This window comes from Paenibacillus sp. B2(2019), from assembly GCF_008370385.1.
GTDB lineage: Bacteria > Bacillota > Bacilli > Paenibacillales > Paenibacillaceae > Paenibacillus_AQ.
In genome coordinates this window covers 268745-281328 of sequence record NZ_VTZR01000013.1, presented here as the reverse complement: position 1 = coordinate 281328, position 12584 = coordinate 268745, and the positions used below count along the sequence as shown (strand labels likewise).

The window sequence follows — 12584 nt, the reverse complement described above, 5'->3', positions numbered from 1 at the left end:
TTTATATCCTTACAATTGAAATCCGAAGCGGCATGGGAAATTCCCCATGTCGCTTTATGTTTTCTTATATTAATTAATTTCAACCGCTAAATGAACAGCTGAACATCACTCTCCAAAGCATCTCTTAAATACGCCGCAGCATCGATAATCTCGACCTCTGGCAGCAGTTCTTCTGTTTTAAAGCCCATGATTTCGACGGAGAGCTTACAGGCATAGAACTTGATGTTTTTTTTACGAGCCCCTTTTAGAAAATGAATCAGCTTCGGCGCGCCTTGCTCCTCCATCATCTCCTCTAGCATCATCCGGCCCAGCCCGCTGAAATTCAAATGGGAGAGTGGCAGCTGCCCAGGGCCCTTTGGCGTAATGACATCCATCAGCTTCTCATAAATACTTTTATCCTCTAGCGTCATCTTCTCCGGATCACGCACCAGAAACAAACCCCAGAAAGAGAAAAACATCGTAACCTCTACATCAATATCTCTCGCGGCATTCGCTAGGATCAATCCCGCCATGGCTTTGTCGTATTCTCCGCTGAACATCAGAAGATTTATTTTTTTACTCACCTGGATAGTCCTCCCGTTACTTATATTGAATTATAAGAAAGTATAAGTTTCACGATATACGTTATCCTTATAATTCTCGCATAAACGTTTAGCGTCCTTAAGAGGACGCCGAAGACGTGTTAGCTTGGAATGTCATTAGTATGGTTATGGAGGGGAGAAGTATGCGAAGGGACCTTCCGAATTCACAAAAAAAGCCCCCTTACGGGAGCTTCATCACCTTTATTTTGTTACCTAGCTTCTACTAATGTACTTCAGAATCTTTGGATTCTGGATCTAAGGTGCTGCGGATGTCATGGTAACGGGCGGAAAGCCAAATGCTTCCGGTAAATAATACGATGAGTCCAAGAACGATAGAAAATCGCCAGTCGCCTGCTTTGAAGTTCAGCTGAAGTACCGTTAGTACAAGCGAAACCTGGGTCCAGACCAGTGTTCTTTTGCGAAAAGCCGCAATATCTCCAGACATCTTTGGGATATTCCGAATGATCCAATAGGCAATAACTGCGAGAATAAGCGCAAATATAGCGGTTACGGCTAATTCAGAAGAGGATAGGACATGCATGGTCTCAGGCATCCTTTCGGCTTGCAAAAGTTAGGATTCAAAAAAGGTGAGTTACTATTTCTTGAAAATACCTAGCGGAGCTCCGATCGGTAAGAAAGTGCGTCCGAAATGAGCGTTTAGCACAGAAGCGCCACATCCGTATAAGGATACGATACCAATTCCAAGTTCGGCACAAGCAGCAAGCTTATGGAAGAATTCTGGAGCGATACCAAAGGAATCGAAGGTTAGTCCAATAAAAAGGAAATCTATCAATACAAAAATGATAAGCAAAACTCTATTAGCCTCAACCGCGCCAATGGTCATAAAGATTGTAAAGATCAAGTAACCCAGAAATACAAATCCGAGCTGCTTAGGATCTACAGCCTCTGCAAGCGTTGGGCCGAATACGCCGAGCTTGATCAGCCAGCTGCTAGCCATGCCGAACCAAAAGAAAGCGTAGGCGCCAAAGGCGGTCATACCAAAGGTGTTGTTGTGCTTAGCATCTTGAATTGCGGCGAATAGTTGAGCAAATGCTCCGAGGAAGATAGCCCAAGGAATGACGTAGCTAAGTCCTGTTGTAAACTCAAGCTTCTGTGAAGAAGCAACCAATGTGACAATAGCCAGTCCGAATAGCCCGATGGCGCTAGGGTCTGCGGTGACGATTTTGACAGATTGGGTGTTAGGGGATTGCGCTGACATGACAGTAAAAGCCTCCATTATTATATATAGTTTTACGCTCTTAAAAACAGCACTCAAGGAGCGCTGTTCATAGGCTTGCCTATCATATCATATTGGTATGTGCTTGCCTATAAAACAGCGCTCATTTTTTGTTGTAAAAGGGTGGCCTTATGTCCAATAAGAGGTTATTTACATTTTTAGCTTCAACGAAGAAACCTTTTAGCCAAACAAACCGAGGTATTATGTCAAGATTAGACATTATATGCAGTGATAATCTTCACAATCTGTTGAAAATTGATGTATAATAGTCAGTGATAATTATTATCAAGTCATAATGAAAAGGCGGTAAGCTTGAAGTGAGCAAATGGACATTATTTACGAAGGCGACCCGGTTTTGGAGTTTTTCAGTTATGCTTATCCCGATTGTTTTAGGTACAGTTGGGGCATATGTATGGGAAAGGGCATTCCATCCGGTCTTATTTATTCTAACCTTAATAGGAGCGATTTCAGCGCATCTGTTTTCCAATATGGTGAATGATCTGTGGGATTATCGCAACGGAACAGATACAGAGGCGAAGAATTCCGCTGGTGAAATCAGCACAAACTCCGGGCTACTGACAGGTGGAATCCTCTCGGAGTCTTTTTATGCAAAGATGACCTGGAGTATGTTGGCGATTGCCCTCATCTGTGGTGGAATCCTAAGTATATATAGCGGTTGGAATATCCTCTGGTTTGTACTTGCAGGTGCTTTAATCGCTTATTTCTATGTAGCCCCACCCCTGCGGTATGGCTATCGCGGCAAAGGTTACAGTGAGATGGCTATCTTTATAGCTTTTGGGATCATGCCTGTGTTAGGTTCCTTTTTCGTACAAACCGGTCATTTTAGCATGAAGCCTGTCATCCTTTCATTGCCGGTTGGATTCTTGACTACATTGCTATTGTTTAATCATCATTTCTTACATTGGAAAGCGGACGAGCAGGCTGGAAAACTTACGCTTGTTGTAGTGTGGGGTGAACAGAAGGCACTTGTCTTCTCGCGTGTGCTTCTCTTCACCGGTTATGCTTCTGTGGTGATCTGTGTGCTGATGGGCGTACTTCCAGTTTATGCACTATTGGCTTTGGTTACGGCCTTCTGGCCAATTCGTATTTATCGTGGACTGAAGCCGCATAATGCTTCACTAGCCTATATCCCGCTCATGGGTGCTTCACAAAAAGCCTCCGTTCGTTGCGGAGTAGTGATGGCAGCAACCTTACTAATTCAAGGATTATTCTGAAGATATAAGAATATATAGGTTTCACGCTATACATTATCCTTATATTTCTCGCATAAACGCTTACCGTCCATTAGGGACTCTGAAGGCGTTTTTGCTTGTACTAATAATTACCATAAAGAAGGAGTGAGCTTTCATGGAAAAGAAGGACAAGGAACTGTTGAAGGAAGAACAAAATGTTAAAGGCAATCAAATGGTGCTTGGAGATTTCCACTCCATTTTAGAAGAAGGAAAGGTCTGGAAGACAGGTGGATTTACACTGCCTGATGGGTCCTTTTGGGCTTATCGTGAACCGGAAGCAGTAGTTATTGTTCGTAATGATACGCTGTATGTGCGTGCGAAATTGTCCCGCGAGAACCATCAAGTACAAATTCTAGACAATGCTAAGCATATGTATTACTCCGCGGAGCCAGTGGTAATTCCTGAGGCTGGAGAGATTAGCTTTGAGCTGCAAATTCGTAGCCGTACACAAGGAACAGCACCTGGAGATTTGTACGATGGTTATGTATCGCTGAACTTGCTTGATTTTACGACAGGTGCGGCGCTAGACTTTTTTGCGGGAAATGATAAATATGCTAGTGTATATGGTATTTTGCCGTTCCCGGGGGTACAAGTACCAGAGAGCAAAGGAACGAAATATTTCTGCATCTTTAAAGAAGATACGGATTTCAAACCACGTGAATTTAATACCTACCGCATAACGTACCACCGTGGCAACAATGAGGCTGTATTCTATTTGAATGGCAAAGAAGTGCGCCGTGAGAAAAATATTCCGATCAAATTCAACAACTTTACAGTCGCGCTTGGAATTATGACAGAGAAGGATCTGAGTCCTGAAGGCAGTGTGTCTGTGCATGGACAAACAGTTATTGCAGAATGGTCCCCAGTGAAGATTACAACGACTGAACAGTAATACCTTGCAGGCTCAATTGATAAATAAGGGTGTATGGTGTGAATATTAAAAGCTTTCTAAGATTTGTGGAGCTGCCGACAAAAGTAGCCAGTATGATCCCCTTTCTGATGGGAACGCTGTATGCCCTGTATCGGTTTGAGGATTTTTATGTGTTGCGTTTTGGTCTGATGTTCGTTTCCCTGCTTAGTTTTGATATGGCAACGACGGCGATTAACAACTATTACGATTTCAAAAAAGCTTCCAAAACTCACGGCTATGGCTATGAGACGCATAATGCGATTGTGCATTTTAAGCTAAAAGAGAGCACTGTCGTGGCGACGATTGTTATTTTGCTGGCTCTGGCTGCAGGGGGCGGGATTGCGCTTGTTACGCAGACGGGTTTGCTGGTCTTTTTGCTGGGTGGGCTATCTTTCTTAATAGGTATCCTTTATTCATTCGGGCCGATTCCGATCTCAAGGATGCCGTTAGGTGAGCTGTTCTCGGGTTTGTTTATGGGCTTTGTCATTATTTTTATTTCTGCCTATATTCATACGGACGAGCATGTGGTATCGCTGTTGCTTCAGAACGGTTGGGTCAGCTTGAATATCAATATTATGGAAGTGCTGTACCTGTTCTGGTTCTCTGTTCCTGCCATTTTGGGGATTGCAGGGATTATGCTCGCTAATAATATTTGTGATATTGATGAAGATGTGGAGAACCGCAGGTACACGCTTCCGGTCTACATTGGCCGACGTAATGCGCTTGTGCTGTTTAAATATCTATACTATGTCTCTTATCTGGATCTTGTAGTGCTGCTGATCTTGGGGATTAACCCTATTCTTGTCTTGGCGATTCTACTTACACTGATCCCATTGCACCGAAATATCGATTTGTTCAAACAGAAGCAGGAGAAGGCGAGTACCTTTATTCTGGCTGTCAAAAATTTCGTGTTGATGAACGCGGCGCGAATTGCTGTACTTGGTGCGGCTGTGCTGTTAAATATGATAATGTAATTTTTCCACTGGATTAAAAAGCAGTATCTATCGGAGTCGAATCTCCTTTGGGTGCTGCTTTTTGCGCTCTGACTGTACTTTTCTATTAGTGATGAGTTTCATTCTATGATAAGGTGTCTTAAAGTATAGTAACTAATCCAAGGGAAGAGGTGTAGCCATTATGGTACAAAAACTTCGGTGGGGAATCATAGGCTGTGCGCAGATTGCGACTGGCTCAGTGATGCCAGCTATCATGAATTCAGATTCGGGAGTGATTACAGCGGTAGCGAGTCGTGGCTTGGAAAAAAGCAACGCTGTAGCCGCAGAGTTCGGAATAGAGAAAGCATATGGCAGTTATGAAGAGTTACTTGCGGATAAAGAAATCGATGCGGTGTATGTTCCGCTCCCTAATCATCTTCATCGAGAATGGGTGATCCGTGCGGCAGAAGCAGGTAAGCATGTGTTATGTGAGAAACCGATCGCACTGAACAGTGCAGAGGCTGCAGAGATGGTGAAAGCATGCAACGATGCAGGCGTCCACTTAGCAGAAGCATACATGTATCGGCATCATCCACGGATTGCTGAACTCCAGGACATTATCGCTAGCGGTGAAATCGGAGAATTACGCTCGATTCGAGGTACATTTACTTACAATGATGCTACAGACACTTCAAATATTCGTTTTAAATCGGCTTGGGGTGGCGGCTCGCTTTATGATGTTGGCTGTTATCCTTTAAGTGCGGCACGACTGTTGTTTGGGACGGAGCCGGAAGCTGTGAACGTGCATGCGATGTTCTCCCCTGAGCATGATAATGTAGATATGATGGCTTCAGGGCTGGTGGAGTTTCCAAATGGTTTAAGCTTGATCTTTGATTGCGGAATGTGGGCATATAACCGCCAGCTCTTAGAGATTCTTGGGACCGAGGGACGAATTGAGGTGCCTATGCCTTTCAACGCTAGAGACGAGGATGCGGAATTCTTTGTGTATACTGGTGATGAGGTGAGACGGGTCGATGCCACAGGGGCTAATCCATACATTCGGCAGGTGGATGATTTTGCAGCCGCTGTGTTCACAGGTAAGAGACTCATTGCACCGGAGGATCCGGTGCTAAGTATGAGGCTGGTTGAAACCTGCCTTGCTTCAGCTAAACAACGGCAAAGAATTAGCATGGTGTAACAGCGAATCTAATATGAATTCACAAAAAAACCTCCGGCTTGCTGCTATAAGCAGCTGCCGGAGGTTTTTTTGCTTGCATGTTCGGATTTTAAACTGTGCTCAAGAGAATATCATCTTCGTCATCATTGCTATTAAAGGCTTCGCGGTCAAATTCACCTTCTGAATTCGCGACCAACAACGCGGTTACAGCTGTTCCTGTTGCATTTACAGCGGTACGACCCATATCGATGAGCGCTTCTACACCTGCAACGATAGCGATTCCTTCAAGCGGCAGGCCAAGAGCGGTTAAGACTACCGTAGTGGAGATTACGGCTGGTCCAGGTACGCCAGCTACACCAATCGAAGAGATAATACTTACTAAGACCAGCGTAATGTAGTCAGTCCAGTTCAGATCAATACCGAATACTTGGGCGGTAAACACAGCCACAATCGCCGGCCAAATGCCACCGCACGCATTAAAGTTGACCGATGCTCCTAACGGCGCAATAAAGCTCGCGATCCGCGGGGAGACATGAAGGCGCTTTGTAATCACTTCAAGATTGACAGGAAGTGTTGCGTAGCTGCTTCTAGTCGTGAAGGCAACGGTAATGGTTGGATAGATTTTGCGGAAGAAACGGATTGGATTCACCTTCGCTACTAATAGAACCAACCCGCCAAAGATAAGAACAAAATGAATAATCATTGCGACATATGAGGTAATGATTACGCTGCCCAGTTCCTGCAACGTTTCCCAGCCATAACGTGCGGTAATTCCTGCAATCAGTGCGAAGACACCGTAAGGCGTCAAGCGAATAATGAATTTCACGACCTGATGCAGTATCAGTGTCAGGGATTCAATAAGATCACGTACAGGTTTCACGGCTTCCGGTTTCTTGGAGCCAATTTTGATTATAGCTACTGCTAGGAAGATAGCAAAAATGAGCAGAGGCACAACCTTACCCGTAGCTGCTTCATTCACAGGGTTAGATGGCACAAGATCCAGAATAACCTGTGAGAAGGTCGGAATTTCCCGGGCGGCGAAATCTGCTGGTACATCCTGTTGTATCCCTTGACCAGGATTGAACAGCAGCGCAACCGATAGGCCGATAATAGAAGCGATACCCGTCGTTCCGAGGAACCAGGCGAAGGTTTTGATCCCTATTTTGCGCAGATACTCCAGATTAGTTAAGGAAGAAATACTGTTTAATACGAGTATGAATACTAAAGGGATGACGAGCATGCGAATCAAGCTGACATAAATGCTGCCGAATGTACTGATAGCTTTGGTCTCTAAATCGAAGTATTGAAAGAATATTCCGGCAATAAGTCCGATGCCAAGTCCGATGAGTACCCGAGTACCAAATCCAATGCGTTTACGTGCCAGTAGAAACAAAATTGCAAAAACAAATATGGAAGCTACAAATCCATACCAGTTCGTTTCGATGGCGGATAACAAGTTGTTATCTATGTTCACTACCAATACCCCCTTAAACCTAGTTTTTTAATGTGATTAATCCTATTGAGATCAATCTATATACAATTTATAGTAAAGTCAATGTAATAATATGTTAAAAATAATTAATCCCGATAAAAACCATGTGAAAAATAAAAATTGATTGACAAGGCGCATCGTCATGAATAATATGGAACTTAATCACAAGCCAATTGGAATCGACTGGACAGCCGGAGATTCAACGAAAGACGCGTGTTTTGCGTCTCGTTGAGTCTCTTTTTTTATTTTAGAGAAGGGAGAGGTAATGGAGGTAAAGTGCAAAAATGTAGTGAAGTGGCATGGATCTACTGGACAGCCAGAGATTCAACAGGTACGTAATACGTGCCGTGTTGAGTCTTATTTTATTTGAAAAGGATGGTACACATTATGAAAAAACTTACGATATCTTTGGTTGCTGCAACTGTCGTCTTTTCCGCACTGACGTATGCCGCAGTATCCGCTAATAAAAAGACAGCAGAGGCAGCATCCATTGAAGCAAGCAGTAATACAGCAGTATCGGTTTCAGCAGCGGCACCTGTAGCTACTTCTGCAGCCGTAGTCGTTGTTCAGGCAGAAGCCACTTCGGCTCCTGTTACTGAAACGGTTCAGCCGGAATCTTCAGCTCCAGCAGTGGAGACTGTCTCCGCAAAAGCGACTGCTGTCCCAGACGCAACCGTTGATTCTGCGGAGAAGACTGTTGCCTCAGCAGTTCCAGCGGTGGGTGAAACTCAGCCTAAGGCGACCGCAGCTCCAGCCGCGGAGACCGCTAAGGTAGCTATAACTACAACCACGGTAGCTGCGACTGTCAAAACGCAAACTCAAACTCAAACAGCTACACCGGTTCCAACGGCTGCGCCTACGACAGCTCCCAAAGCAATCGTAACTGCCAAAGCAGCTCAACCGACATCTGCTCCTGTCGTATCTGCTCAGCCTAAGGCCACTGCGGCTCCTGTAGTAACGGCAACGGAAGCACCTTCGAAATCGAAATCCATTACTTTCTCCACAACTGAGGTGGTTAAAGCGACAGCCGCTCCGGTAGTTGAGTCTGCCCAACCGAAGACATCGTCTTCTGCACCTGCATCATCCACGGTCAGCGCACCAGCATCTGCTCCAGCGGAAACGGTTCAGGCACCGGCACCAGCCGCTGAGGAAGAGGTTTGTCCTTGATGAGCGGCAGGCTCATTCAGGATTCCTTTCAGCCCATACATCACATAAACCTATTTAAGGCGAGGTGCACATAATGATACGACCATTAACCTTTAAAAAAATTCTAACGCTGCTGCTGGCAGCCTCCCTGCTAATTTTGCCTACTCAGGCAGGAAGAGCTTATTCTAATCCGGATAACGCAGAGGCGCTAACTTCTTTTGGCTCAAGTAGTGGTGTAAGCCACTTTGATTATTTCAGTCATGTCTATGACCGTCTGAATGATCCTAACCATGTATTTAAAACGGCAACCTATGAGGATATCGTTCATCTTTTTGAGAGTGAAGGCACTTACGCTGTTCTGGTTGGCGGCGCTTGGAGCGAGAATACACAGGCCGATATCGGCTTTATCAATGAAGTAGCTAAAGAATATGGTATTTCTACGATTTATAACTTTGATACTAAGCTGGACGGTGACACGCTCCAGATTGCAGACAGCAATAATAAATTTGCTTACAAATACGTTGACCTGGTAAACAAATATTTAAAGAATTTGAATCTGTCCTCGAAGGATATTCCAGAACGCAATGTTAGCTATACCAATAAAAACGGGGATGTCGTAACTGCTAATAAGATCGAATCTCCATTTCTCTTGGTATACAACAAGGATCACAAGGATGCACAAGGAAATATCGCTCCTGTTGTATCCTATCTGGATAAAAGCTACTCGTGGAATGAGTTCCTGACGAACGGAACCCTTGATGCTGAGAAGGTTAATGCGTATAAAGCATCAGTAAGAGAGGTGCTTAGTGCCGCTTCTGGGTATAACACGATCGATGAATCTGCCTATATCAAGGCGGCATTTAACAAGAACTACGAGGGCGAAAATGAGGGCAAACCTACGATCTTCAACGAATCGGACGGTACGCTCGTGTATGAACATGTGACCTACCATCAGCTGAAGCAAATTTTGGCGAGTGATGGCAACTATGCGATTTTGTTAGGTGGATCATGGTGCCCCAACACGCAAGCGGTTATCAAATATATTAATGAGTATGCCAAAAAGCATAATATCGATAAGGTCTACTTCTTCGATACGAAGCTCGACTCTGGGGTGACGGTTGCTGAACCAAGCAACAACAGCGGCACCAAGGGCAATGCCAATCCGCACAATAATAATGAGCTTCAGATTAGAACAACCAATCACCCATATGCGAAGTTGTATGTTGATCTGGTCCGTACTTATCTGACTAATATCCAGACCGAGAACAATACAGCAGCCAAACCATCTGTGATTAGTTATGTGAATGAGCTTGGAGACACCGTGATTGGAGATAGACTTCAGGTTCCATATCTGTTCACGTACAACAAGGATAACAAAGATACAGACGGCACTAATACACCTATTCTAGGGCATATTGAGCTTATGTACAGCTGGACGAACATCCAACCGGATTACGTGCAGGCGAATTACCCAGTCGGAGCCAGATACACTAACACTACAACAGCTCTGGATAAGCTATTCTCTAAACTGGAAGCTGTGCCCGCTGGACTTACAGGTGTAGCACCAACCGCAGCAGACAGTAAGGATGGGCAAATCTTGGGCACAAGTTCGGCCTTGGAATATAAGCTGGCTGGAGATACGGCATATACGCCAGTATCAGGATCAGCGATTACAGGGCTTGCGCCTGGTGTTTATAAAGTAAGATATGCGGCTACATCAGGATATCAAGGTCCAACGAACGCAGCGGGACCAACGATCATTCCTTATAATGCTGGAGAAGACGTAAGTGTGGAGGTGCCTGCTTATATCCATCAACAAGCAGCTCCAACAGGTCTATTAGGCGTAGCTCCTACTTCTGAAGCTAACGATGATGGGCAAATTACGGGCTCAGCTGAAGGGCAGGAGTATAAGGGTGTTGGAGAAGCTGATTATAAGCCTGTAACAGGCGTAGCCATCACAGGTCTTACTCCGGGCTTTTATAATGTAAGATTTGCGGCAAAAGAAGGATACAGCTTAGGTAAAGATGCTACTGTTGAAGTTCCGGCCTATGGCGAGCAAGCAGCTCCTGTAGGGCTAGTGGGGGTGGCACCGACTACTGCAGCCAATAATGATGGCAAAATCACAGGGACTACGAAAGCGTTGGAGTATAAGCTATCAACAGTTACCGATTATGTCTATGCAACAGATGTAGAGATCGTTGGACTGGTACCGGGAACGTATCAGGTAAGATACGCAGCCAAAGAAGGGTTTAATGCAGGCAGAGCAGCAGAAGTGATTGTTCCAGTATTCACTGCAGAGCAAGCAGCGCCATCTGGTTTACAGGGGGTAGCACCTACCTCTACAGCGAACAATGATGGGAAAATTACAGGAACCACAACAGCCTTAGAATATAAGCTGTCCAGTGTGACTAATTATGTGTATGCACCAGATAAAGAGATTACAGGTCTAATACCAGGTACGTATCAAGTTCGATATGCAGCGAAAGAAGGTTATAAGGCGAGTCCAGTAACTAATATTATTGTCCCTGCTTATGTATCTATTTCAGACCCAGGAACAAGCGGGCCTGGCGGCAGCAATCCTGCGCCGAGCACGACCACACCAACGCCAACAGCAAGCCCTCAACTGGTTGATACAACAACAACCGGTAACACTGTGAATTTATCATCAACAGCAGCAACCAAAACGGATAAAACGACAGGAGTAACCACAGCAACAATCACGAAGGAAGCGGCTACCGAGCTTGTGAATCTTGCTAAAAAGGCAGAAGCGGATGGGAAGAAAGCCGTACTTGAAATTAAAGTAGCAGCTACTTCTGAAACCCAAACAGCCGAGCTTACGCTACCGAGGAGCATAATTAACGAGTTGGTCTCTGGTACAAAGGCCGAGATTACCATTCATTATGAGAATGTAGGTACGATTACGCTTGATGCCAAATCTTTGGCAAGTATCAGCGCAGCCTCGGATGCAGGAGATATTGTCATAACCATTGCTAAGGTTTCGTTAACGGCAGAAGGTAAGGCCGTTCTCGGGGACAGACCGGTTTATGATTTGTCGGTAAAAGCAGGTCAGAGTACCATTTCCACCTTTGGTGGGGGCATTATCCATATCAGTGTGCCGTATACACTGCAAGCAGGAGAACAGAAAGATGCGGTCATCGTATACCATATCAATACCAACGGAAGCTTGGAGAATGTACGCGGGAATTATAACGCTGCCAAGGGAACCGTAGATTTTGTTACCACACATTTCTCCCAATATATTATTGGATATAACAAGGTGAGCTTTGCGGATGTTTCAGAGACTTCGTGGTATAGCAGTGCAGTAGGTTATCTTGCGGCACGCAGTATCACATCCGGCACGGACGCAGAGCATTACAGTCCGAATGCTGCAATAACTAGAGGGCAATTCATAGTCTTGCTCTTGAATGCTTATGGCATCACACCCGACGCTACCGCAACTGATAATTTTGCGGATGCGGGCAATACGTATTACACGAATTATCTCGCGACTGCTAAGCGCCTTGGGGTAGCCACAGGTTCGGGAGATAATCAATTCCAGCCAGAGGTTCAGATCACTAGACAGGAGCTATTTACACTCCTGTATCGCTCACTTGTAGCGCTAGGTGAACTGCCATCCGAGAAGAAGGCTGTAGCTCTTTCTGATTTTGGTGATGCAGGGGAGATTGCTGGCTATGCACAGGAAGCCCTTCAGGCGCTGGTGGAAAGAGGTATAGTGACCGGAGCGAATAGCAAGCTGAGTCCTAAAGAAGTTACTACAAGAGCGCAAGCGGCACAGGTCATTTATAATTTATTATCGAAATGATTGGCGGTAGCTGAATATAACAGTAGAACCCCC

At 45.0% G+C, this 12584-nt stretch carries 10 protein-coding genes; 6 read left to right on the top strand and 4 right to left on the bottom strand.

Annotated elements, in window-relative coordinates; all coding sequences use genetic code 11:
* Window positions 1-86 precede the first annotated feature (86 nt).
* The 3 genes from PAENI_RS12015 to PAENI_RS12005 form a co-directional block, all read right to left on the bottom strand.
* Window positions 87-563, bottom strand: coding sequence for a DsrE/DsrF/DrsH-like family protein (locus tag PAENI_RS12015; protein ID WP_042192628.1), 477 nt, complete (start codon window positions 561-563; stop codon window positions 87-89).
* A gap of 241 nt (window positions 564-804) precedes the next feature.
* A complete protein-coding gene (locus tag PAENI_RS12010; protein ID WP_042192626.1) occupies window positions 805-1122 on the bottom strand; it encodes a hypothetical protein in 318 nt (105 codons plus the stop codon).
* A 54-nt stretch (window positions 1123-1176) separates the two neighbouring features.
* Window positions 1177-1800 carry an acetate uptake transporter gene (locus tag PAENI_RS12005; RefSeq protein ID WP_042192624.1) on the bottom strand — a complete coding sequence of 208 codons (624 nt, stop codon included), beginning with the start codon at window positions 1798-1800 and terminating at the stop codon, window positions 1177-1179.
* Between the two features lie 335 nt (window positions 1801-2135).
* Here PAENI_RS12005 and PAENI_RS12000 point away from each other — a divergent pair, with 335 nt between their 5' ends.
* The 4 genes from PAENI_RS12000 (at window position 2136) to PAENI_RS11985 (ending at window position 6111) form a co-directional block, all read left to right on the top strand.
* Window positions 2136-3053 carry a prenyltransferase gene (locus PAENI_RS12000; protein ID WP_262495584.1) on the top strand — a complete coding sequence of 306 codons (918 nt, stop codon included), beginning with the start codon at window positions 2136-2138 and terminating at the stop codon, window positions 3051-3053.
* A 133-nt stretch (window positions 3054-3186) separates the two neighbouring features.
* On the top strand, window positions 3187-3963 hold the full coding sequence (locus tag PAENI_RS11995; protein WP_149645391.1) for a DUF6081 family protein: 777 nt from the start codon (window positions 3187-3189) through the stop codon (window positions 3961-3963).
* 38 nt (window positions 3964-4001) lie between these two features.
* Window positions 4002-4955 carry a 1,4-dihydroxy-2-naphthoate polyprenyltransferase gene (gene menA / locus PAENI_RS11990; protein ID WP_149645390.1) on the top strand — a complete coding sequence of 318 codons (954 nt, stop codon included), beginning with the start codon at window positions 4002-4004 and terminating at the stop codon, window positions 4953-4955.
* A gap of 160 nt (window positions 4956-5115) precedes the next feature.
* On the top strand, window positions 5116-6111 hold the full coding sequence (locus PAENI_RS11985; RefSeq protein WP_188114539.1) for a Gfo/Idh/MocA family protein: 996 nt from the start codon (window positions 5116-5118) through the stop codon (window positions 6109-6111).
* An 88-nt stretch (window positions 6112-6199) separates the two neighbouring features.
* Here PAENI_RS11985 and PAENI_RS11980 read toward each other — a convergent pair whose 3' ends face one another.
* Window positions 6200-7558, bottom strand: coding sequence for a dicarboxylate/amino acid:cation symporter (locus PAENI_RS11980; RefSeq protein WP_042194660.1), 1359 nt, complete (start codon window positions 7556-7558; stop codon window positions 6200-6202).
* A gap of 411 nt (window positions 7559-7969) precedes the next feature.
* On the opposite strand from PAENI_RS11980, the gene PAENI_RS11975 reads away from it, so the two are divergent.
* Complete coding sequence (locus PAENI_RS11975) at window positions 7970-8749, top strand: hypothetical protein (protein ID WP_149645388.1); 780 nt, start codon at window positions 7970-7972, stop codon at window positions 8747-8749.
* A 73-nt stretch (window positions 8750-8822) separates the two neighbouring features.
* Window positions 8823-12551, top strand: coding sequence for an S-layer homology domain-containing protein (locus tag PAENI_RS11970; protein WP_149645387.1), 3729 nt, complete (start codon window positions 8823-8825; stop codon window positions 12549-12551).
* Window positions 12552-12584 lie beyond the last annotated feature (33 nt).